The organism is Streptomyces sp. NPDC007901, from assembly GCF_042959465.1.
Taxonomy (GTDB): domain Bacteria; phylum Actinomycetota; class Actinomycetes; order Streptomycetales; family Streptomycetaceae; genus Streptomyces.
Window position 1 is genome coordinate 312,454 of record NZ_JBIBKW010000003.1, and the last position, 21,601, is coordinate 334,054.

The window sequence follows — 21,601 nt, forward strand, 5'->3', positions numbered from 1 at the left end:
CGCATGCCCCCACAGCCATCCCCCCGAGTCCCGCGTCTGCCCAACGGAGCGGCTCCCCGGGGTCCCGCCGCGCCCCCCGCCCTGCCCGTGCTGCCCTACCGCAAGCCCACCAAGGGCCGTGACTACTGGGTGTTCGACGACGTCCTCCCGGACGTGGACGCCGTACGCGAGCGGTGCCTGGCCAAGGACGACTGGGTCCAGGGGTACCCGTACACCTCGGAGACCTGGCCCGGACTGCGCACCATGCCCGGCCTGGAGCCCGCCGAACTCGCGGTCGTCGAAGGGCTGGTGACCGAGGCGACCGGCGCCGGGAAGCTGTGGGTGCAGCAGGCGCCCGGCGGCGGCACCCTCAACCACAACTGCGTCCAGGTCGTCGGCGAGGGCGAGAGCGAGCCCCGCCCGCACACCGACTCGCGGGCGCTGTGCCGATACGCGGCGGTGCTGTATCTCAACCCCGGGGTGGCCAAGGACTGCGGCACCGCGTTCTACCGCCAGTCGCTGCCCGGCGGCCGGCTCGGCGGGAACATCGTGCAGGCCCCGCACAACAACCTCGTCGAGGCCCTCGGGACGCGGTTCGTCCCGGGCGACCACTTCGAGGAGGACGTCCGCGTCCCGCACAAGTACAACCGGCTGCTCCTCTACAACGCCAACCTCGTGCACAGCGCGACCGGTTACGCGGGCAGGACGCTGGAGGAGAAGCGGATGACGGCGGTCTTCTTCTGGATGGCGTGAGCGGACGGACCATGTCCCGGGTTCTGTAACAGCGGGCGTGACAGGAACACGACGGGCCCGTGACGGCGATCTCCGAACTTCCCCTCCGGGAGCCGCATCGAAAGGGGTGTCCGGCAGAGAGCCGGGGAGATCGCCACCGCTGGGGGACCCCATGTCGCACCTTCGCAACCGCCGCCCGCACCTCCGCAAGACCGCCGCCGCGCTGACCGGTGCCGCCGCGCTGATGGCCCTGCTCACCGCGTGCAACGGCACCGCGACGGGCTCCGTCAACTCGGACGGGGGGACGGCGGCGCCGGCGGCCGGCGACTCCGCCGGCACGGGCGGGTCCACCGGCTCCGCGGCCACGCCGGCCGGGAACACCGCCTCGGGGAGCGGCGGCAGCGGCGCGGGCGGGAGCACGACGGCTCCGTCCGCTGCGAGCGGCGGCTCCACCACCTCCGGTGGTTCCTCCTCCGGCGGCTCGGTCGCCTCCTGCCAGGCCTCCGGGCTCGGCTACTCCTGGCTGGACACCGGCAGCGGCGGCGACGACCAGCGGCACGCCGTCGTGGCGCTCACCAACAAGAGCGGCCACACCTGCACGCTCTACGGCTTCCCGGGCGTCGACCTGGTCAACAGCGGTCGGCAGTGGTCCCTGCAGCGGGCCGGCGTCACCCCGCACCGGGTCACCCTGGCGAGCGGCGACTCCGCCAACTTCACCATCACCTACCTGGCGTCGGAGCAGGACGACTCCACCGCGTTCACGCCGACCACGGTGGTCATCACCGCGCCGAACCAGCGCACCTCGTACGACCTGCCGTGGCACGGCGGTCCCGTGGTCCTCCAGGACGGCGCGACCCACCCGGGGACCTACGTCGACCCGGTCGGCGAGTGACGACCGGGGTCTCGGGAGCCGCCAGGGTTCCCGGGATCCGGTGGTTCACCCGTTCGGAGCAACCCCCGTGGTCGGGGCCCGGGGGCGGCCGGATCGTCGTAGCCATGAGCCAGCAGACACATCCGGCACCGGCGCCGGGCACGAGCGGCGGCTGGGCCTCCGGCGGGATCGTCTTCGCGGGAGTCCTCCTGCTGATGAACGGCGTCTTCGCCATCCTGCAGGGCATCTCCGCGCTCGCCACCGACGACGTGTACGCACGCGTCCACGACTACATCTACAAGATCAGCCTCACCGGCTGGGGCTGGATCCTGGTGGTCCTGGGCGCCCTCGGCGTCGTCGCGGGCGCCGCCCTTCTCAAGGGCGCCCCCGGCTGGGCCCGCGGGCTCGGCATCTTCCTCGCCGCGCTGAGCATGATCGCCCAGTTCATGTTCCTGCCGTACGCCCCGCTCTGGGCGCTCATCATGATCGGCATCGACTTCTTCGTGATCTGGGCGCTGGCGCTCTACCTCCCGGACACGCCGGACACGGTGGGACGTCCGTAGCCGCGCCCGTCGTTCACCCCGCGTCGCGGACGCAGCGGAAGCCGGTGTGGCCGGTGGAGCTGTCGGGGGTGTTGGCGGTGCGGGCGGCGACCCGGTAGCGGTTGCAGTAGGAGGCGTGGCAGAGGTGGGAGCCGCCGCGGATGACGCGGGCGCCCCCGTGGACCGGTGCGGCGTGGCCGCCGTGCTCGGTCGTCCACCAGTCGGCGCACCACTCCCACACGTTGCCGGACGTGTTGTACAGGCCGTAGCCGTTGGGCGCGAAGGCGTCGACGGGCGCGGTCCCGCGATACCCGTCGGCGGCGGTGTTCCGGGTCGGGAAGGTGCCGCGCCATATGTTGCACCGGTACTCCCCGTCCGGGTCCAGTTCGTCCCCCCACGGGTAGCGGGCCTGCTCCAGACCGCCGCGGGCCGCGTACTCCCACTCCGCCTCGGTGGGCAGCCGCTTGCCGGCCCAGGAGGCGTAGGCGGCGGCGTCGTACCAGGAGACATGGACGACGGGATGGTCGCCGAGGCCGTCGAGGCCGCTGCCCGGTCCGGCCGGCCGGTTCCAGGCGGCCCCCGCGACCGCACACCACCAGGGCGTCTCCGGCGGCCGGGGCGCGTCCCGGCGCAGCGCGCCGGGCAGGAACCCGGCGAAGACGTACGACCAGCCCAGCCGTTCGGCGTCGGTGACATGCCCGGTGTCGGCGACGAACTCGGCGTACGCGTCATTGCTCACCGCGCACGCGTCCACCAGGAACGGCGCCACCCGCACCGCCCGCACCGGCCCCTCACCGTCCGCCGGAAACCCGTCGGAGTCCTCGGCCCCCATCAGGAACTCCCCGCCGGGCAGGGCGACCATGCCGTCGTCCCGCGGCGCGCCGGCGGGAGCGGGAAGGGGCCGGGAGGACGGCTGCACGGGGACGGGGAGCGACAGTTCCACGGGGACGGGGAGCTCTTCCGCGCGGGCGGAGGGCGCGCAGCAGGCGGACGGCGGACGGGTGGACTCCATGTGCGGAGTGTGCCGCAGGTGTCTGTGCGCCCCGCACCCGCACCCGCCCCCGGCGATAATCGCCCCATGGCACCCCCCTCGGCCTCCGCGCTCCCCCGTGGGACGGCGGCCGCCACGTGAACGTCACCCACCTGCACAGCCGTCTGCTGCCCGACCTGCTGTCGGTCGGCGCCGCGTACCCCCTGGTGCTGGCCGGGGACCACGCGGCCCAGGCCCACGGCCTGTTCGACCGTGCCGGACGGACCGTGGAGGTGGCGACGCAGCATCCGGCGCCGATGCGGACGATCGCCACGACGGTCGAGGCGGGTCTGCGTGAACGCGGCTGGCGGGTGCGGATCCGCGAGTCGGACCCGCTCTCCGCGCAACTCGTCGTCACGGACGCCGTCTCGGAGGAGGACGGCGAGGTCGTCCTCCTCAAGGAGGTCCTCTGGCACCCGCCGGTCCGCACGGAACTCGGCCCGGTCCTGTCCCTGGAGGACGTGGTCGGCATGAGGGTGTGGACGCTGACCGACCGCGGCCTGCCCCGGGACCTCCTGGTCGTGCACGCCGCCGCGGCCCGCTGGACCCTCCCCGACCTGGAGGACCTCGGCCGCCGCCACGCCCGCGACACCTTCGACCTCACCGACCTCCAGTCCCGGCTGACCGGCGCCGACTGGATCGACGACCGGGAGTTCGCGGCCTACGGTCTCGACGACCAGGCGATCACCGAGCTCAGGCAGTGGGCCCAGGCATGGGCGGACGACATCGCGGAACGCCTGATCGAGGCTCAGCCGCCGGAGGACTGAGACCGGAAAGGTGCCTGTCCCAGGCCCGTAACAGCCGTGGCCTCCCTCGGTGTCCGTGCGTCAAGATCGCTCCGTGAGTGAAGACATAGTCGGCTTGAACCCCGTCCGGGCGGCCGGGGCCGTCGCCTCCTCCGCGTTGTTGCTGGCCGGTGCCGGGTGGGCCGTGCGGGCCGGGTGGGAGGTGCGGCTGGCCGCGGCCGGGGAGCCCGCGGGCGGGCCTCCGGACCAGGGGGACGGGCGGCACCGGGCGCTGACCTCGCTGGAGGACGGGTATCACCTCGTCAGTTCCGCCGGCGGGGTGCTGACGGCCGTGTGCGTGGTCGCCTTCCTGGTGTGGCTGGGGCGGGTGCGCGGCAACGCGCGGGTGCTGTCAGGCCGGGAGCCGCGGTACCGGGGGGTGTGGGTGCTGATCGGGTGGGTCGTGCCGGTCGTGAATCTGTGGATTCCCCGGGGGGTCGTCGCCGAGGTGTACCGGGACAGCGCGCCGGGGCGGCGGCTGCCCCGGGTCGTCGACGTGTGGTGGGGGCTCTGGCTCGTGGGGCTGGTGAGCGGGGCGGGACTCCTCTACAGCGACTCCACCGACGAACTCATCGCGCGGGCCTACGACAACGTCTGGCCGCTGGTGCTGTGCGACCTCGCGCTGGTCGGGGCCGCCGTCGCGGGTGCGGCCGTGGTGCGGGCTCTCACCCAGGTCCAGACGGAGCGGGCGGCGCTCCACGTGTGAAGTCCGGGGCGGCGCGGTACGGACCTAGGTGCACCCGGATGCGCACAGATGCACCCGGACGCATCCAGGTGCGCACCCCGCCGCCTCAGCCGTCAGGAGTCACACCGTGAGCAGTATCGCCATCGTGGGGGCCGGACCCGGGCTGGGGGCCGCCGTCGCCCGGCGGTTCGGGCGGGAGGGGTACGAGGTCGCGCTCGTCGCCCGGGACGGGCAGCGGCTGGACGCCCTCGCCCGTGAGCTGTCCGGCCTCGGCGTCTCCGCGCGCGGGTTCGCCGCCGACGTACGGGACCCGCTGGCCCTCGCGGGGGCGCTGGCGCGGGCCGCCGAGGAGCTCGGGACCGTCGAGATCCTGCAGTACAGCCCGGTGCCGCAGCGGGATTTCATGCTTCCCGTGCTGGAGACCACCCACGCGGATCTGCTCGGGCCGGTCGAGTTCTCCGTGTACGGGCCGGTCGCCGCGGTGCAGCAGGTGCTGCCCGGGATGCGCGAGCTGGGCCGCGGGACCGTGCTGTTCGTGAACGGCGGCACCGCCGTCATCCCCCATCCCGACCGGGCCGGGACCTCCATCGCCTTCGCCGCCGAGAGCGCCTACGGGCATCTGCTGCACGACCGGCTCGCCGGGGAGGGGATCCATGTGGCGCAGCTGGTGATCCCGGGTGCGATCGTGGCCGGGCACGCCCGCAAGGACCCCGCCGTGCTCGCCGACACGCTCTGGGAGATGCACCGGGACCGGCACGGGTTCCGGCATTACGCCGACGACCTGGAGGGGTGACCGAACGCCACAAAGGCCTCCTGACTTCCTATTTCCTGTCGATCTGCGCGAACATCATTTTTAGGTCAATATGGTGTTCGGCCTGATTGCTCCTCACTGGGAGCCAGGGATGGCTAAGGGGGCCAGAGATGGCTGTGGAAATTTCTCCTCTCCTCAAGCCCTCCAAGCTCAGAAGCCGTGGAGGGCTCCTCGGGGAGTGCCTGGCAGAGTTCCTGGGGACGTTCGTCCTCATTTCGTTCGGGTGTGGTGTCGTGGCGATGGCCGTCGCGGCGCTGCCCGGGTCCGGGCGCGCGGAGACGCCCACGACGATCTTCCTCGCCGCCGGCGACTGGCTCCTGATCACCTGGGGCTGGGCCATGGCCGTGACCTTCGGCGTCTATGTGGCCGGAGGGGTCAGCGGCGCCCATCTGAACCCGGCGGTGACGCTGGCGTTCGCCGTCCGCCGCAAGTTCCCCTGGGTGAAGGTGGTGCCCTTCTGGGTGTCCCAGGTGCTCGGCGCCCTGGCCGGGGCCGCCCTGGTCTACCTCGTCTACCACGACGCGATCAACGCGTTCGACGCCGCCTCCAAGCCACCCAAGGTCGGCGGGCACACGGAGGCCACCTTCTCCATCTTCGCCACCTTCCCGGCGCCCTACTTCCACGGCGGGACCTGGGGGCCGCTGATCGACCAGATCGTCGGCACGGCCTTCCTGGTCATGTTCATCGTGGCCGTCGTCGACCTGCGCAACACGGCCGTGCAGGCCAACCTGGGACCGGTCGTCGTCGGCTTCGTCGTCGCCGCGATCGGCATGTCCTACGGCGCGAACGCCGGCTACGCCATCAACCCCGCCCGCGACTTCGGACCGCGGCTGCTCACCTGGTTCGCCGGGTGGAAGAGCTACGCGTTCCCCGGCGACGGGGCGTGGTTCAGCGGCTACTGGTGGATCCCCATCGTCGGCCCGCTGATCGGCGGTGTCATCGGCGTGCTGATCTACGACCTGTTCATCGGCGACATCCTGCACGCCCGGCTCCAGCGGGGCGAGTTGCCGGAGCCCGGGCGCACCCGCCCCGAGACGGACGAGAAGTGACAGCTGCGAGGGTCACGTCTCCTTCGGCGGCTCCGCCTGCCGGCCAAGGCGCTCCACGAGCTGCTGCGCCTTGGTCACCCCCGTGTCGATCTGCTCGGTGTACTTGCCGTCGGTCCGCTCGTCGGCCAGCTCGCCGGCCTTCTCCAGACCGGTCTCGATGACGTCACCGTGTTCCTCGGCGAGGTCCTTGGCCTTGTCCGCCAGGTTCTTCAGCTCGTCCATTCCATCGAACATGCCGGAATCGTCCCCAGGGCGGGCGGGTCGTGACAAGACGGCGTCCGGGGTACCGGGCGGGGCGTGAAAGGAGCGCCCGGGCGTTTCCCGCGGTGGGCGAGGGTGGAGACTCGACGGGCAGGCAAGCCACCCACCCCTGGAGACACGCCATGAGCAGCAGCCCCCTCCTGACCGGCCTGAGCGGGAAGCTTCCCGAACTGCGGGCGCTCTACGAGGATCTGCACGCGCATCCGGAGCTGTCCTTCCAGGAGGAGCGGACCGCGTCCGTCGTCGCGGGGCGGCTGCGGGAGCAGGGCTGGGAGGTCACCGAGGGTGTCGGCGGCACCGGGGTGGTCGGGGTGCTGGCCAACGGGGACGGGCCGGTCGTCCTGCTGCGGGCCGACATGGACGCGCTGCCGGTCACCGAGGAGACCGGGCTGCCGTACGCGTCGAAGAACGACGGGGTGATGCACGCGTGCGGGCACGACATGCATGTGGCGTGGCTGCTCGGGGCGACCGGGCAGCTGGCCGCCGTGCGGGACGGCTGGCGGGGGACGGTGGTGGCGGTGTTCCAGCCGGCCGAGGAGGTCGGCGGGGCGCCGAAGATGGTCGCGGACGGGTTCGCCGAGCGGTTCCCGCGGCCGGACGTGTGCCTGGCCCAGCATGTGGCGGCCGCTCCGGCGGGGCTGGTCGGGACCCGGGCGGGGGCGCTGATGGCGGGCGCGGACAGCCTGCGGGTCACGCTGTTCGGGCGGGGCGGACACGGCTCCACGCCGGAGGCGACCGTCGACCCGGTGGTGCTGGCGGCGGCCGTGGTGCTGCGGCTGCAGACGATCGTCTCCCGCGAGGTGGGCGCGAACCAGCAGGCCGTCGTCACGGTCGGTTCGATCCACGGCGGGACCAAGGAGAACATCATCCCGGACACCGTCGAGCTGAAGCTCAACGTGCGGTCCACCACCGTGGTCGTACGGGAGCGGGTCCTTGCCGCGATCGAGCGGATCGTCCGGGCCGAGGCCGCCGCCTCCGCCGCGCCGAGGGAACCGGAGATCGCCGTCATCGACTCCTTCCCGGTCACCCACAACGACCCCGGCGCGACCGGCTCCGTCCAGGCCGCCCTGGACGGCGAGTTCCCGGGCCTCACCTTCGAGCTGACCTCACCGGTCCCCAACAGCGAGGACTTCGGCGCCTTCGGTACGGCCCTGGGGGCGCCCTCGGTCTTCTGGTTCGTCGGCGGCGCCGACCACAAGCTCTACGAGGGCGTCGACCTGGAGGCCCTGATCCGCGACGGCATCCCGCCGCAGATCCCCTCCAACCACTCCCCGCACTTCGCCCCCGTCCCGGAGCCGACGATCGAGACGGGCGTACGGGCCCTGCTGGCCGCCGCCGGCCGCTGGCTGGCCCCCTGACCCCGGCGGCCCGTACGGGAGCTAGGCGCCCTGCTCCAGGGCCGGGCGCAGATCCGCCCGCCGCCGTATGCCCAGCTTCTTGTAGGTGTGGGTGAGATGGGTCTCCACGGTGCGCCGGGCCAGATGGAGCAGGGCGGCGATCTCCCCGTTCGTGCGGCCCTCGGCGGCGAGTTCGGCGATCCGCCGCTCGCTGCCGGTGAGGGAGGCGGCACCGGTACGGCGCCGGGGGGAGCGGGCGCCGCCCTTGCGCAGCGTCCGCTCGGCCAGCTCCACCAGCCGTACGGCGCCCAGCCGTTCGGCCTGCTCGGCGGCCTCGCGCAGACAGTCCCGGGCCCGGGCGGCCTCGCCGGCGGCGATCAGCCGGCGGCCGAGCGCGATCAGGGCCTCCGTGGGCTCGGCACCGGCGGCGGGGGCGTCCCGCAGCAACGCCACCGCCTGCTCGGCGAGTTCCAGGCCGCGGCGGCCGACGGTCGCCGCGCCGAGCACCCGCAGCGCCCGGCCCACCGTGCGCGGGGTGCCCCAGACCCGGGCCAGCCGCAGCTCCTCCTCGGCCAGGGCGATGGCCTCCAGCGGACGGCCGAGGGCCAGCCGGCACTCGGCGGCGGCCGTACGCCACGGGGTGACCACCGGGCTGACCACTTCCCGGGCCGACTGCCGGCGGCCGCACTCCAGGAAGTCGTGCAGCGCCGCGGCCGGATCACCGGCGGCGGCCCGCACCACGCCCCGCGCGTACAGGAACCGGTTCAGCTCCCAGGAGTCCGGCGCCTCCCCCAGGTCGATCCCGGCGACCAGCCGCTCGGCCTGCGCGGTACGGCCCGTCTCCACCAGCGCGATCAGGGTGTGCGCGTGGACGTTGGTCGGCGCGACCGCCTCGGGCGCGTCCGCCAGGTGCGCGTAGTCGGCGCGGGCCGCCGCGATGTCCGTACGGTTGTTGATCAGGGCCTGGTGCATGGGGTGCAGCAGGTCGGGGCGCTGCCCGGCCAGGCCGCGGTCCACCAGCAGGTCGGCCTCGTCGAGTTCGTCGGCCCACTGGGCGACCGTGGCCGCGGTACCGACCAGGAACGGCTCGGTGAGCGGGTCGGAGGGCTCGGCGAGCAGGGTGCGCAGCCGCCGCATGGCGTCCCGGGCGGAGGTGAGGCCCGCGCCGGCCGCGTGCCGCACGAGCAGGGCCTGGCCGGCCGTGCCGACCAGCTCCGGGGAGCGGTCGGCGGTCTCGGACAGCCGCTGATAGAGCTCCTGCCGTATCTCCTGGTCCTGGTCGGAGAGGAGGACCGAGGCGGTGTGCAGGGTGCGCACCAGGTCGGGGTGGCCGTCCAGTTCGCCGTCCACCCAGCGCAGCACCTCGACGGCCTTGCGGGTGCGGCCCCGGCCGGTCAGCGCGGTGCCGAGGGCGACGGCCGCGCGCACCCGGTCCTGCGGGGCGGCGGGCAGCCGGACCGCCTCGGCGAGCCGGGGGATCGCGGCGGTGGAGCGGGGCGCCGCGTACTCCAGCGAACCCAGCTCGGTCAGCAGCTGCTGCCGGCGCTCGTCGGGGAGGGGTTCCTCCAGGGCGCGGCGCAGATAGGCGACGGCGTCCTCCTGGCGGCCCTCGTAGAGGGCGAGGGTGGCCGCGTCCTTCAGCAGGGGCGGGGCCCAGGGGGCCTCCACCGGTCCGGTGGAGAGCAGTTGGCGGGCCACGGTCTCGGCGGGGGCGTCCTGGTGCAGCAGCGCCTCGGCGATCGCCCGGTGCGCGGCGCGGCGGCGGGAGCCGGGGACGCCGGAGAGGATCGCGTCGCGCAGCAGCGGGTGCGAGTAGTGCGGGCGGCCGTCGGGACCCGGGGTGAGCAGGCCGAGGTTGGTCATGGCGGTGAGCCAGCCGGCCACCCGGGTGGGGTCGGCGTCGGCCAGTTCGGCGAGGAGCGGGGTGATGTCCTGCTCCGGCAGACCGCCGGCGGTGTCCTCCTCCAGGACGGCGAGCGCGCGGGCCACCTCGGTGGTGGCCGGGCCGGCGCTGTCCAGCCACCACTGGACGGCGGCCGGGTACGCGCCGGGGTAGAGGGCGGCCGTGGCGGTGGGGACCTGCGGGTGCCGGGTGTCGTCGAGGTCGTCGAGGAGGGCGCGCAGCAGCAACGGGCTGCCGGCGGCGGCGCTGACACAGGCGCCGACCCAGGCCCGGTCCGCACGGGGGAAGGCCTCGCGCACCCGGCCCGCCGCGGCCTCGGGGGTGAGGGGGGCGAGGGTGTGGGTGCGGACCAGGGCCGGGGGGAGGGAGTGGGCGAAGCCGGGGGTGGGCGGGGCCAGGTCGTACTGGCTGCGCTCGCTGACCAGGAGCAGGATCGGTAAGCGGTCGATGTGCCGGGCGGACTCCACGAGCCAGCGGTGCGAGGGGGCGTCGGCGAGGTGGACGTCGTCGACGGCGACGAGCAGCGGGGAGTCCTCGGCGTAGGAGCGCAGCACCCGCCAGAGTCCGGCGGCGGTGGCCCGCTCGTCGCCGTCCACGGCGAGGTCGGCGAACTCCGGTACCCGTCCGAGGAGTTGCAGCACCGTGGCGAAGGAGATGGCGGTGTCGGCGGGGGAGCAGCGGGCACGCAGGGCTCTCAGCCCGAGGGCGGCCGCGTGCTCGGCGGCGGCCTCCAGGACCGTGGTGCGGCCGGTTCCGGTGGCGCCCCGCAGCAGCACGAGCCGGCCGCCGCCGGTCCGCGTGCGGTCGGCTTCCGCCGCCAACAGGTGCATGGCGTCGGCGAGTTCAGGGGACGGATGGGTCATTCCTGGCTCCTCGCGGTGCGCGTGTGGGTTCGGGGGGTTAGAGGTGGTGAGGGCGGGAGAGGTTGTGGGGTGGTGGGGGCGGGGGTGTGGTTTGTTGCCGGGGCGTCATATTTGGTACGGGATGTGGATGTGGGAGGGGTGCCTGAGGTTGTGGGGCGGCCGCGGGCCGGTGGGGGCCGTTCGCGCAGTTCCCCGCGCCCCCAAGAAGGTGGGTCCACTCGCCGTGCCCCGAAAGGGGCGCGGGGAACTGCGCGACCAGCCACGACGCGGCCGCACCGGCCCCACAACCCCCGCCACCCCCACCCGGCGCCCCAACATCTCGTGGTCGTTCTCGTGGTGCTCCACGATTGTCGCTGCCCCATCGGGCACAGCAGGCTGAGGTACTCCCGCCTGTCACCGTTCCCTCAGGGGTGGCCGGCACGTGGACATAGGGGAAGCGGTTGCTCAGCCACAGCTCAGTCGTATCGGGCGGGCGCACGCCCGTCACCGTGTACGCACCCGACCCGATCTCCCGCGAAGGCGCGCTGAGCCAGCTGCGGCGCCACCCGGAGGTCGAGTTGCGGGAGGAGTCCGAGACCGGGCCCGGCACCGTCGCGCTGCTGATCAGCGACAGCCTCGACGAGCCGGAGCTGACCCGGCTGCGCAGGGTCGTGCGCAGTGAGGGTGCGCGCGCCGTGCTCGTGGTCGGGGCGTTGCGCGAGACCGAGTTGCTCGATGTGATCGAGTGCGGGGTCGGTGCCATCGTATGGCGCCAGGAGGCCACCGAGCACCGCATCGTGCAGGCCGTGCTCGCGGCCGCGCGGGGTGACGGGGACCTGCCCGCCGACCTGCTCGGCCGGCTCATCAACCAGGTCGGCACCCTGCACCGTAACGCGGCGGGCCGCCCGGGCGCGCCGGCCTCCGGGCTGTCCGCCCGTGAGGTGGACGTACTGCGGCTGGTCGCCGAGGGGCTCGACACCGGTGAGATCGCCAGCAAGCTGTCCTACTCCGAGCGCACCGTCAAGAACGTCATGCACGGGCTGACGACCCGGCTGCATCTGCGCAACCGGGCCCACGCCGTGGCCCATGCCCTCCGGGAAGGCTACATCTGACCGAACGGGCACCGGACACCGGTTCGGGGGCAGCGGGGTCTGCCCGGTGGTGCCTGCGGGGCGCCCGCGGTGGGCGGCAGGATGGAGGCTGGGCGACAGGTGAGCGGGGAGCGGTGAGTTCGGCGTGATCCACGAGGTGGACCAGGTGCTGCGGAACCTGCTGACCGGCGGTGCGCTGGCCGGCGCCGGCATCGAGGTCTCCTTCGACGCCCCGACCCGGGACTGGGCGGCCCGCCGCAACGGCCCGGTGATCAACAGCTATCTGTACGACATCCGCGAGGACGTGGCCCGGCGGCAGCGCGGCCACATCGACGTCCGGGACGAGCGGGACGTCGTCGTCAAGCGCCGCCAGCCGCCCCGCTGGTTCCGGCTGTCGTACCTGGTGACGGCCTGGACGAAGCGGCCGGAGGACGAACACCGGCTGATCAGCGCCGTGCTGGCGACCCTGATCCCGAGAGAGCTGATCCATCCCTCCGAACTGCCGGGTTCGCTGGGCGCGTTGGGGCTGACGATCCCCCTCTCCTGCGCCGGGATCCAGTCCGAGGCCCGCTCCCTCGCCGAGATCTGGTCGGCGCTCGGCGGTGAGCTCAAGCCCTCCCTGGACGTGGTCATCACGGCGCCCTTCCCGGCCTACCCGGAGTACGACGCCGGACCGCCCGTCACCGAGGGCGCCGCCGTCCGCGTCCGCGCCGGACTGGAGGAGACCGCACCGGTGCTGGAGGAGCGGGCCCACCGGGCCGGGCAGATCGAGGAGGCCAAGGCGGTCCGGGGGACCCGGGCGTGACCCTCGACGTCTCCGTGGAGACGGCCGCACCGCTGCTTGCCCGGCTCTCCGAACTGCGCGAGCGGACCGCGGCCCTGGTCGCCCACCGCTCCGCCGACGACCCGACCGCCACCGATCCGCTGCGCGGCCTCTATCTGTCGGCGGAAGCGGTACAGCATCTGCTGCGCCCGGCGGTCCCGGCCGAACTCCCCGCTCTGGAAGGGGACTTTCCCGATCGGCTCGCCGACCTCGCCGTCCGCCTCCGGCTCACCCCCCTCGACACCGCCGTCCTGCTGATCGCGCTCGCCCCCGACCTCGACCGCTCCTTCGAGCCGCTGTACGGCTACCTCAACGACGACGTCGGCCGCCGCCGCGCCACCGTCGGCCTCGCCCTCGACCTGTACGGCCTCCCCGCCCACCTCGCCGAGGCCCGCGCCCGCTTCCACCCCACCGCCCCGCTCACCGCGCTCGGCCTGCTCACCGTCGAGGAACCCGAACGCCCCTTCCTCAGCCGCTCGTTGCGCGTCCCCGACCGGGTCCTGGCCCACCTCCTGGGCGACGACACCCCGGATCCGGCGCTCACGGGCCGGCTGCGGGCGGCGTCGTACGACGGGGAGGCCGTCGACGAGGAGTTCGTGGCGCGGCTGGGCGCGCGGCTCGGCCGGGGCCCGCTCTTCGGCTATCTGCGGGAGCGGCGGGAGGGGGCCGGGCTCGGCTCCGCGACGGCCGCGCTGCGGCGCGCGGGCCTGGCGGCCTGGCACTACACCGGTCCCGAGGAGCAGATCCCGGAGCTGCTGCGGGAGGCCCGGCTGAGCGGTCGGGCCGTGCTCGTCGACCGGCCGAAACCGGGCGACCTCGTACGGGCGCTGGACGCGGCCGCCGGGGATGTCACCGTGCTGGTCACGACCCCGCACCCGTACGACCCCCAGTGGTGCGACCACCGTGACCCGCTCGTCCTGGAGGTGCCCGCCCGGCGCGCCGCCGCCGTGGACGCCTGGGCCGCCGCACTGCCCGGCGACCCCGGTTTCGACCTCGCGGCGACCGTCGCCCCGTACCACCTCGGCGGCGACCGGCTGGTGCGCGCCGTCCGGGCCGCGCGGGACCTCGCCGCATTCGACGGGACCCCGCTGGCCGCCGCGCATCTGCGGCTGGCCGCCCGCCAGCAGTCGGCCTCCGGGCTCGAACAGCACGCCCGCCGGATCCGGCCCGCTGTCGACTGGCGCGACCTGGTGCTGCCCGAACGCCCGCTCACCGAGCTCCGGGAACTCGCGCTGCGCGCCCGCCACCGCGACCGCGTCCTCGGCGACTGGCGGCTGAGCGCGGGCGGCGGCCGGGGCCGCGGGGTGCTGGGCCTGTTCGCCGGCGAGTCGGGCACCGGCAAGACCCTGTCGGCGGAGGTGGTCGCCGCCGAGCTGGGACTGGACCTGTACGTGGTCCAGTTGTCCTCCGTCGTCGACAAGTACGTCGGCGAGACCGAGAAGAACCTGGAACGCATCTTCACCGAGGCCGACCGCACCGACGCCGTGCTGCTCTTCGACGAGGCCGACGCCGTCTTCGGCAAGCGGTCCGAGGTCAAGGACGCCCACGACCGGTACGCCAACCTGGAGTCGGCCTACCTCCTGCAGCGCCTGGAGGCCTTCGACGGCATCGCGCTGCTCACCACCAACCTGCGCGCCAACATCGACGAGGCCTTCACCCGCCGTCTCGACCTGGTGATCGACTTCCCGTTCCCGGACCAGGAGCAGCGGCTGGCGCTGTGGCGGCACGGGCTGGCGCACGTGCCGAGCGAGGAGGGCGTCGAACTGGGGGCGCTGGCCGCCGAGTTCGAGCTCGCGGGCGGTTCGATCCGGAGCGCGGTGGTGACGGCCGCCTATCTCGCCGCCGGGCGCGGCGGGCCGGTCACCGCGGCGGACCTGCTGGAAGGCGCCCGGCGCGAGTACCGCAAGGCCGGGCGCCTGGTGCCGGGCGTCTGGTGATCAGTCGCCCGACGGCTTCACGATCTTCCACTCCTGGTCGTCGTCGTTCGAGCAGTAGTACAGGGTCAGGTTCGTGTCGTTGCCGCCGGTGCTGAACCCGGCGACGTCCAGGCAGAGGTTGTTGCTGGCGAAGTTGCGGATCCAGTAGTCGCCGCTGGGCTGCTTGTCGATCCACCACAGCTGGTTGTCGGCCTTGGTGCCGTCGCACTTGTACTCGGTGATCGGCGCGGACAGCCTGGCCGAGCCGTAGTCGGGCAGGTCCATGCACAACTGGTCCTTGACGTTGCGGATCTGGAAGAGCGCGGCCGAACCGGGACCGCCCTTCGCGTACCGCACCTCCAGGTTCCACAGCTGGTTGTCGGCGCTGGTCTCGTCGCAGGTGTACTCCCGCACCGGGCCGTTGCTGCTCCCCTTGTCGTAGCCGGGGATGTCCGCGCACTTCTTGGTGGTCGCGTTGCGCAGCAGCACGCCGTACGCCGGCACCACCGGTTTCGGGGTCTTCTTCCTGGTCGCCTCGGGGGACGGCTGGGCCTGGCCGCCGCCCCCGCCCGACTGCGTGTCCGGTGTCGCGTCGCCGTCGTTCTCCGGCTGCTGCTGCACCGGCGACTGCGAGGGGGCCGGCGCCGCCGCCAGCGGTGCGCTGGCCGTGGGGCTGGGGGCGAGCGAGCTCACGCCCGCCGCCTGGACCTCCTGGGCCTGGCTCTTGACCGGTGGTTTGTAGGCGAACCAGATCAGGGCGAAGGTGATGGCGAGGGCCATCAGGGTGCCGAAGAGGGTGGCCAGCCAGCGGGGCAGGAATCCGCGCTGGACGTAGGTGCCGTCCACAGGCTGTGGATTGACGCCCGCGCGCTGGACGGTGAGCTGGTACGGCCGCTGTTCCTTCGGCCCGAACCAGATGATCTTCCGGGGCTTGAGCGTGGCCATGACGAAGGCGGCGCGGCCGGGCTCGATCTGGACGTTGCTGGGATGCAGGTCGTAGGCGAGCTGGTCGCCGTTGTCGCTGCCGCTGACGGAGGCGGTCAGCTTGGTGTTGCCCAGGTTGTCGATCGCCAGCTGCGGGCGGCCCCGGAACCGGCCCTTGACCGTCGGCGGGACCAGCTCGGCCCGGACCTCCGTGAAGGGCGTGATGGTGAGGTTGCCCTCGGGGACGGTGACGGCCTCGGGGTGCTCGGTGGGGGTGATGCGGACGGCGTAGGGGTTGGGTCCGGCCGTCGCGTCGGGGGTGCGGGGCGGGGCGAAGGTCAGCTCGACCGTCCCCGTCGTCCCTGGGTAGAGGCGCAGGGCCTGGGGCTCGATCGTCGTCCAGGGAGCGAGGGCGCCCACCGGTTCGAAGCGGTACTCGTCGACGACGTCCCCGGTGTTGCGCAGCCGCAGCCGTACCCGGGTCGAGGACCCCGGGTCGACGGTCGCGGAGGCGGGTTCGAGCGAGGTCCACAGGGTCACGGCGTCACCGTCAGCTTGAAGGCCTCCAGCCAGAGCGTGTTGTCGAGGGTGCCGACGAAGTCGAGGTCGTTGTTGTCACTGCGGGAACCCCTGCACCACTGGTCGCCCCAGTCGTGGTCGCGGACCTTCGCGTAGTTGCAGCCGTGGCCGCTGCCGACGTTGAAGGCGAAACCCTCGATGTAGGGGTCGGACGCCTTGGTGCTGCCGATGTAGTTGTCCTTGCCGTCGGCGATGATCGCCGTCCAGTTCGGGTTCCACGCGCCCTGGCCGTTGGTCGAATTCGGGTCGTAGTGGAACCAGTTCCCGGCGGAGCCCTGGACGCCGTACACCGCGAGGTTGACGGCCTTGATCGGCAGGTTCTTGCCGACGGTGCCGGACATGGTGCCGTCGCAGACGGGCTTCTGCCAGCCGGTGCCCTGGACGTAGGAGCGGTAGCAGATGTGCCGCCCGGCCGGGTCGTCGGCGGCGAGCCGGTTCACGGCGGTCGCGGCCGTGTCCTGCTTGGGCTTCGCGGTCACGGTGGCCGTCGCGCCCCCGCCGCCTCCCCCGCCCCCGCCGCCGTCGCCACCGCTGTTCCCGGTGTCGGCGGGCGCGGTCGAGGGCGTCTCGCTGGGGGCCGGCGGCGGGGGCGGGGTCGCGGTCGGGCTGGGCGCGAGGCTGCTCACCCCGGCCTCCTGGACCTCCGTCGCCTGGCTCTTGACCTGCGGTTTGTAGGCGATCCAGATCAGCGCGAAGGTGATGGCGAGGGCCATCAGGGTGCCGAAGAGGGTGGCCAGCCAGCGGGGCAGGAACCCGCGCTGGACGTAGGTGCCGTCCACAGGCTGTGGATTGACGCCCGCGCGCTGGACGGTGAGCTGGTACGGCCGCTGTTCCTTCGGCCCGAACCAGATGATCTTCCGGGGCTTCAGGGTGGCGTCGACGAAGGCGGCCCGGCCCGGTTCGATCTGGACGTTGCTGGGGTGCAGGTCGTAGGCGAGCTGGTCGCCGTTGTCGCTGCCGCTCACCGACGCCGTGAGCTTGGTGTTGCCGAGGTTGTCGATCGCCAGCTTGGGGCGGCCCCGGAACCGGCCCTTGACGGTGGGCGGAACCAGTTCCGCGCGCATCTCCGTGAAGGGGGTGATGGTGAGGTTGCCCTCGGGGACCGTGACGGCCTCGGGGTGCTCGGTGGGGGTGATGCGGACGGCGTAGGGGTTGGGTCCGGCCGTCGCGTCGGGGGTGCGGGGCGGGGCGAAGGTCAGCTCCACCGTGCCGGTGGTCCCCGGGTAGAGCCGGAGCGTCTGGGGCTCGATCGTCGTCCAGGGAGCGAGGGCGCCCACCGGTTCGAAGCGGTATTCGTCGACGACGTCTCCGGTGTTGCGCAGCCGCAGGCGTACGCGTGTCGAAGCGCCCGGGTCGACGGTCGCGGAGGCGGGTTCCAGGGAAGTCCACAGGCTCACGGCACGACGCTAGGGGACCCGCGGCGAGCGGTCAGGAGCCCACGGGGCAGGCCGGGTTGCCCCGACCCGCGCCCGTGTTGCCCCCGGGTTCAGCGTTCGTCGTCGGAGTCGAGGATCACGGTCCGGCGCCGGCGGGAGGCCCGCGGCCGGACCCGGGTGTAGTCCGTGTCGTAGTCCTCGTCGTACACCTGCTGACTGGTCACCGGCTCGTCGAACTGGGAGGACGGCGCCGCGTAGTTGCGCTCCGCCGCGTACCGGCTGCGACTGCGGTGGCGTGCCGCGCGGCTCTGGCTGCGGGCCCTGCGCGAGCGGGACGCCTGCTCCTCCTCGTAGTCCCCGCCGCCGTACTCGACGTAGGCGTCGAGGTCGGCCTGGCTCAGGGCGACGGGAGGCCGGCTCCGCCCGCGCTCGGCCCGCCGCACGCTGCGGCTGCGACTGCGGCTGCGCTCGCGGGGGGTCGGCGCCGCGTACCGCTCCTCGTCGTCGTACACCTCGGTGTCGGCGCGGGTCGCCCGGCTGCGGCTACGGCCCCGGGAGTCGTCGTACTCGCTGGTCCGGCGCCTGCGGCTGCGGCTGCGGGCGCGCCGCTGCTCCGCCTCCTCGCGCTCCCGGTAGTCCCTCGGGTCCTCGCGGTCCTCGGGGCTGTTGCTGCGCCGGTCGGACTCCATGTAGTACGTCTTGCGGCGCCCGGCCACGTCGGCGCTCTTGTTCTTCCCGGAGATCCGGTGCTGGTAGCCGTACTCCTCCAGGTTCTCGTCGGGGTCGCGGCCCGCCCGGACGACCCGCATGCCGGGCGGGACGGCGTTGCGGTTCTCCAGGCCGTAGAAGCTGTTGTGCACGCCCGGGCGCGCGTACTGGTCCGGACGCGGTGTCGTGATGCTCACCGACACGTCGTCGCGGCCCATGCGCTCGGGCAGCCGGTTGGTGTCGCGGACCAGCTGCTGGGTGGAGTAGCCGCGGGTGCCGCGGGGCACGCGCGGCATCTGGAAGTGCAGGTTGGCTTCCGGGCCGACGTGCCGCAGCCGCTGCGCCGACTCCTCCCGGCTCAGGTCCATGTCGTTGAGGACCGGCACGCCGAGCCGGCGCAGGTCCTCCCGGTTGCGGTCGTAGGTCTCGTAGTCCTGCTCGGGTTCGGGCTCGAACGTCGTGATGGCGATGTCGTCCGCCGCGCGGGGGTCCCTGCGCAGCCGCGCGCGGGCCGCCGACCCGTCGGCCTCGGACAGGTAGACCTGGCTGCGGTCGGCGAGGTTCTCCTCGGCCGGACGCCGGTGGCCCGGCGGATGGATACCGCCCACCCGGGCACGCGGCCCGAGGACGTTGGAGGGCCGGATCTCCACCCGGCCGAAGCGCTCGGTGTCGAAGACCTCCCGGCCGTTGGACCGGACCCGGACGTACCGGCCGACCTCCTGACGGCCGTTGACGAGAATCTCGAAGAGCTGGCCCGCGTCGGCCGGGTGCATCCGGCTCCCGCCGCTGCCGCCACCCCCGCCCCCACTGCTGCCGTTGCCGCCCCGCGGCATCCGGGCCACCGGGACGGCCCCCGAGGCCGGTGCCGCCGCCGGGCTCTGCGCGGCCGTGGGCGCGGCCACCGAGCCGCCGCTCCGGATCCGGTGGGCGATGGAGTCGGCCTCCTGCTCGTGCCGGTCGCTCGGGTCGGAGAGCCGCACCCCGGCGCCGGTGTCGGTGCCCTCCACCGGGCCCTTCTGCTGCTGCCAGGCATGCGCCAGCTCGTGCAGCATGGTGTGCTCGTCCGCGCCGCCCGCCCCGACCACGATGTGCCGGCCTGAGGTGTACGCGCGGGCCCCGAACTCGGCCGCCGAACGTTCCGCCTCGGGACCGGTGTGCATGACGACGTCGCTGAAGTCGGTGCCCATGCCCTGCTCGGCCTTGGACCGGATCGCCGGGTCGACCGGACGTCCCGGCGTGCCCAGCACCCCCAGCACCGCCCTGCGCTGGACCGGGGTGTCCTGCGGGGCGTGCCCGCAGCCGGCGTCGTGCTCGTGCCGCTCCTCCTCGACGGCACGGGCCACGGCCGCGTTGCCCGCCCGGCGCTGGAGGGCCAGCATCCGCTGTGCGGTGGTGCCGACGGGCGGCGGGACACTCGGGCTCTGCCGCCGGCCGCGGTCCTGCCGTTCCTCGGACTGCTGTTCGCGCACGCTGCTTCCCCTCACGTCGGGCCGGTCCAGCCTTACCGCCCCGATCCCGGGACCGGGAGGACCGCAGGGGCAGCCCAAGGGGCAACGCGATCGTGCGGTGGGGCAGCGAGGTCCGGTGAACTGCCCTTGAGGGCAAGGAGATTGCCCGCCGACAGGCACCGGAGGCCGTTTCGGCGTGCGCGCTTCGCGCGTGAGGGTGGGGATTGTTCCTGTCTCGTACCCCGAGGAGAGCAGAGCATGCCGTCCTACCTGTCGCCCGGCGTCTACGTCGAGGAGGTGGCCAGCGGCTCGCGTCCCATCGAGGGGGTGGGCACGTCGGTGGCGGCCTTCGTGGGCCTGGCCCCGACCGGTCCGCTGAACGAGCCGACGCTGGTGACCAACTGGACGCAGTACGTGGCGGCCTTCGGTGAGTTCACCGACGGGTACTACCTCGCGCACTCCGTCTACGGCTTCTTCAACAACGGCGGCACGGCGGCCTACGTCGTCCGGGTCGGCGGCTCGCCCGAGGGCGCGGCGGCCTCCGGCACCCCGGCGGCCGTGGGGACTTCGGCCGCCCCGGCCGCGCTGCCGCCCGGCGAGGCCAGGCAGCTCGGCACCTTCACCGTCAGCGCGGTGGCCTCCGGCGACCTGAGCGTCGAGGTCGCCGACCCGGAGGGCGAGGGCCCCGCCGAGCGCTTCAAGCTGGTCGTCAAGGACGGCGGCAAGCCCGTCGAGACCTTCGACGTGACCGCGAAGAAGGGCGGCCGCAACTACGTCGTCACCCAGGTCAAGGAGCGCTCCAAGCTCATCGCCGTGACCGAGGCCGCGCCCGCCGCGCAGCTGGCCCGTCCGGAGAACCAGACGGTGGCCCTGGTGGCCCCGACCCCGACGCCGGCGTCCGCGTCCCCCGTCGCGGACGCCGGTTCCCACCCCGGCCCCGCCACCTACCTCGGCGACTCGGCCGACCGCACCGGCTTCGGCGGCCTGGAGGCCGTCGACGAGGTGTCCATGGTGGCCGTGCCCGACCTGATGGCCGCCTACCAGCGCGGCGCGATCGACCTGGAGGCCGTCAAGGCCGTCCAGCTCGGCCTGATCGCGCACTGCGAGCTGATGGGCGACCGGGTCGCCGTCATCGACCCGCCGCCCGGCCTCAACGCCCGCCAGATCCGCGTCTGGCGCCAGGAGACGGCCGGCTACGACTCCAAGTACGCGGCCCTCTACTACCCCTGGATCAAGACCTTCGACCCGGCCTCCGGCACCTCCCGGCTGGTCCCGCCGTCCGGCCACGTGGCCGGTGTCTGGGCCCGCAACGACGCCGAGCGCGGTGTCCACAAGGCCCCCGCGAACGAGGTGATCCGCGGCGCGGTCGACCTGGAGCTCCAGATCACCCGCGGTGAGCAGGACCTCCTGAACCCGATCGGCGTGAACTGCATCCGCGCCTTCCCGGGCCGCGGCATCCGCATCTGGGGCGCCCGCACCCTGTCCTCCGACCCGGCCTGGCGCTACCTGAACATCCGCCGGTACTTCAACTACCTGGAGGAGTCGATCCTGATCGGCACCCAGTGGGTGGTCTTCGAGCCCAACGACCACAACCTCTGGGCCCGCATCCGGCGCAACATCTCCGCCTTCCTGGTCAACGAGTGGCGCAGCGGCGCCCTGTTCGGGCAGCGGCCCGAGGAGGCGTACTACGTCAAGTGCGACGAGGAGACCAACCCGCCGGAGTCGGTCGACGTCGGCCGCGTGATCTGCGAGATCGGCATCGCGCCGGTCAAGCCCGCCGAGTTCGTGATCTTCCGGCTGGCCCAGTTCTCCAGCGGCAGCGGCGAGCTCCAGGAGTAGCCGGCAGACAGCCGGGCTGCGCCGAACCCCCTTGTTTTCCAGGCACTTTGAGAAGAACGGGCAGTAACAG

At 73.4% G+C, this 21,601-nt stretch carries 18 protein-coding genes; 12 read left to right on the top strand and 6 right to left on the bottom strand.

The window, feature by feature from the left end; genetic code table 11:
• Positions 1 to 3 precede the first annotated feature (3 nt).
• From ACFZDK_RS11725 to ACFZDK_RS11735, 3 genes are all read left to right on the top strand, one after another.
• On the top strand, positions 4 to 732 hold the full coding sequence (locus ACFZDK_RS11725; RefSeq protein ID WP_390971849.1) for a DUF6445 family protein: 729 nt from the start codon (positions 4 to 6) through the stop codon (positions 730 to 732).
• Between the two features lie 151 nt (positions 733 to 883).
• Positions 884 to 1,603, top strand: a complete 720-nt coding sequence (locus tag ACFZDK_RS11730) for a DUF4232 domain-containing protein (RefSeq protein WP_390971850.1) — start codon at positions 884 to 886, stop codon at positions 1,601 to 1,603.
• 104 nt (positions 1,604 to 1,707) lie between these two features.
• Positions 1,708 to 2,145, top strand: coding sequence for a hypothetical protein (locus ACFZDK_RS11735; RefSeq protein WP_390971851.1), 438 nt, complete (start codon positions 1,708 to 1,710; stop codon positions 2,143 to 2,145).
• Positions 2,146 to 2,158: 13 nt separating this feature from the next.
• On the opposite strand, the gene ACFZDK_RS11740 is transcribed toward ACFZDK_RS11735, so the two are convergent.
• Positions 2,159 to 3,136 (bottom strand): SUMF1/EgtB/PvdO family nonheme iron enzyme, encoded by a 978-nt coding sequence (locus tag ACFZDK_RS11740; protein WP_390971852.1) that lies wholly within the window; start codon positions 3,134 to 3,136, stop codon positions 2,159 to 2,161.
• Positions 3,137 to 3,252: 116 nt separating this feature from the next.
• Between ACFZDK_RS11740 and ACFZDK_RS11745 the strand changes: the two genes are divergently transcribed.
• The 4 genes from ACFZDK_RS11745 (at position 3,253) to ACFZDK_RS11760 (ending at position 6,484) form a co-directional block, all read left to right on the top strand.
• A complete protein-coding gene (locus ACFZDK_RS11745) occupies positions 3,253 to 3,921 on the top strand; it encodes a hypothetical protein (RefSeq protein WP_390971853.1) in 669 nt (222 codons plus the stop codon).
• Between the two features lie 73 nt (positions 3,922 to 3,994).
• Positions 3,995 to 4,645, top strand: coding sequence for a DUF4328 domain-containing protein (locus ACFZDK_RS11750; RefSeq protein ID WP_390971855.1), 651 nt, complete (start codon positions 3,995 to 3,997; stop codon positions 4,643 to 4,645).
• A gap of 106 nt (positions 4,646 to 4,751) precedes the next feature.
• Positions 4,752 to 5,417: an SDR family NAD(P)-dependent oxidoreductase gene (locus ACFZDK_RS11755; protein WP_390971856.1), complete on the top strand. Its 666-nt coding sequence runs from the start codon at positions 4,752 to 4,754 to the stop codon at positions 5,415 to 5,417.
• 128 nt (positions 5,418 to 5,545) lie between these two features.
• Positions 5,546 to 6,484, top strand: coding sequence for an MIP family channel protein (locus ACFZDK_RS11760; protein ID WP_390971857.1), 939 nt, complete (start codon positions 5,546 to 5,548; stop codon positions 6,482 to 6,484).
• Between the two features lie 12 nt (positions 6,485 to 6,496).
• On the opposite strand, the gene ACFZDK_RS11765 is transcribed toward ACFZDK_RS11760, so the two are convergent.
• On the bottom strand, positions 6,497 to 6,718 hold the full coding sequence (locus tag ACFZDK_RS11765; protein WP_390971858.1) for an Rv0909 family putative TA system antitoxin: 222 nt from the start codon (positions 6,716 to 6,718) through the stop codon (positions 6,497 to 6,499).
• Positions 6,719 to 6,867: 149 nt separating this feature from the next.
• Between ACFZDK_RS11765 and ACFZDK_RS11770 the strand changes: the two genes are divergently transcribed.
• Positions 6,868 to 8,103 (top strand): amidohydrolase, encoded by a 1,236-nt coding sequence (locus ACFZDK_RS11770; protein WP_390971859.1) that lies wholly within the window; start codon positions 6,868 to 6,870, stop codon positions 8,101 to 8,103.
• A gap of 21 nt (positions 8,104 to 8,124) precedes the next feature.
• Here ACFZDK_RS11770 and ACFZDK_RS11775 read toward each other — a convergent pair whose 3' ends face one another.
• Positions 8,125 to 10,848, bottom strand: coding sequence for a LuxR C-terminal-related transcriptional regulator (locus tag ACFZDK_RS11775; RefSeq protein ID WP_390971860.1), 2,724 nt, complete (start codon positions 10,846 to 10,848; stop codon positions 8,125 to 8,127).
• A 488-nt stretch (positions 10,849 to 11,336) separates the two neighbouring features.
• Here ACFZDK_RS11775 and ACFZDK_RS11780 point away from each other — a divergent pair, with 488 nt between their 5' ends.
• The 3 genes from ACFZDK_RS11780 to ACFZDK_RS11790 all read left to right on the top strand — a co-directional run bounded on the left by ACFZDK_RS11780 (position 11,337) and on the right by ACFZDK_RS11790 (position 14,678).
• The gene (locus ACFZDK_RS11780) at positions 11,337 to 11,939 is read left to right on the top strand and encodes a LuxR C-terminal-related transcriptional regulator (RefSeq protein WP_390971861.1); all 603 of its coding nucleotides are present in this window, start codon (positions 11,337 to 11,339) and stop codon (positions 11,937 to 11,939) included.
• 124 nt (positions 11,940 to 12,063) lie between these two features.
• Positions 12,064 to 12,723, top strand: coding sequence for a Pvc16 family protein (locus ACFZDK_RS11785; RefSeq protein WP_390971862.1), 660 nt, complete (start codon positions 12,064 to 12,066; stop codon positions 12,721 to 12,723).
• Positions 12,720 to 14,678: an AAA family ATPase gene (locus ACFZDK_RS11790; protein WP_390971863.1), complete on the top strand. Its 1,959-nt coding sequence runs from the start codon at positions 12,720 to 12,722 to the stop codon at positions 14,676 to 14,678. The genes ACFZDK_RS11785 and ACFZDK_RS11790 overlap by 4 nt, the downstream gene beginning before the upstream one ends.
• Here the strand turns inward: ACFZDK_RS11790 and ACFZDK_RS11795 are convergent, their stop codons facing one another.
• The 3 genes from ACFZDK_RS11795 to ACFZDK_RS11805 form a co-directional block, all read right to left on the bottom strand.
• Positions 14,679 to 16,121: an RICIN domain-containing protein gene (locus tag ACFZDK_RS11795; RefSeq protein WP_390971865.1), complete on the bottom strand. Its 1,443-nt coding sequence runs from the start codon at positions 16,119 to 16,121 to the stop codon at positions 14,679 to 14,681.
• Positions 16,118 to 17,557, bottom strand: a complete 1,440-nt coding sequence (locus tag ACFZDK_RS11800; RefSeq protein ID WP_390971866.1) for a hydrolase — start codon at positions 17,555 to 17,557, stop codon at positions 16,118 to 16,120. Before ACFZDK_RS11800 ends, ACFZDK_RS11795 begins: the two co-directional genes overlap by 4 nt.
• An 89-nt stretch (positions 17,558 to 17,646) precedes the next feature.
• Positions 17,647 to 19,713, bottom strand: a complete 2,067-nt coding sequence (locus tag ACFZDK_RS11805; RefSeq protein WP_390971867.1) for a DUF4157 domain-containing protein — start codon at positions 19,711 to 19,713, stop codon at positions 17,647 to 17,649.
• A 237-nt stretch (positions 19,714 to 19,950) separates the two neighbouring features.
• On the opposite strand from ACFZDK_RS11805, the gene ACFZDK_RS11810 reads away from it, so the two are divergent.
• The gene (locus tag ACFZDK_RS11810) at positions 19,951 to 21,531 is read left to right on the top strand and encodes a phage tail sheath subtilisin-like domain-containing protein (RefSeq protein ID WP_390971868.1); all 1,581 of its coding nucleotides are present in this window, start codon (positions 19,951 to 19,953) and stop codon (positions 21,529 to 21,531) included.
• Positions 21,532 to 21,601: the final 70 nt, after the last annotated feature.

Excerpts from the sequence above, each read along its gene's own strand:
- ACFZDK_RS11725 (WP_390971849.1), top strand. The coding sequence starts at position 4 with ATGCCCCCACAGCCATCCCCCCGAGTCCCGCGTCTGCCCAACGGAGCG.
- ACFZDK_RS11730 (WP_390971850.1), top strand. The coding sequence starts at position 884 with ATGTCGCACCTTCGCAACCGCCGCCCGCACCTCCGCAAGACCGCCGCC.
- ACFZDK_RS11735 (WP_390971851.1), top strand. The coding sequence starts at position 1,708 with ATGAGCCAGCAGACACATCCGGCACCGGCGCCGGGCACGAGCGGCGGC.
- ACFZDK_RS11740 (WP_390971852.1), bottom strand. The coding sequence starts at position 3,136 with ATGGAGTCCACCCGTCCGCCGTCCGCCTGCTGCGCGCCCTCCGCCCGC.
- ACFZDK_RS11760 (WP_390971857.1), top strand. The coding sequence starts at position 5,546 with ATGGCTGTGGAAATTTCTCCTCTCCTCAAGCCCTCCAAGCTCAGAAGC.
- ACFZDK_RS11765 (WP_390971858.1), bottom strand. The coding sequence starts at position 6,718 with ATGTTCGATGGAATGGACGAGCTGAAGAACCTGGCGGACAAGGCCAAG.
- ACFZDK_RS11770 (WP_390971859.1), top strand. The coding sequence starts at position 6,868 with ATGAGCAGCAGCCCCCTCCTGACCGGCCTGAGCGGGAAGCTTCCCGAA.
- ACFZDK_RS11775 (WP_390971860.1), bottom strand. The coding sequence starts at position 10,848 with ATGACCCATCCGTCCCCTGAACTCGCCGACGCCATGCACCTGTTGGCG.
- ACFZDK_RS11810 (WP_390971868.1), top strand. The coding sequence starts at position 19,951 with ATGCCGTCCTACCTGTCGCCCGGCGTCTACGTCGAGGAGGTGGCCAGC.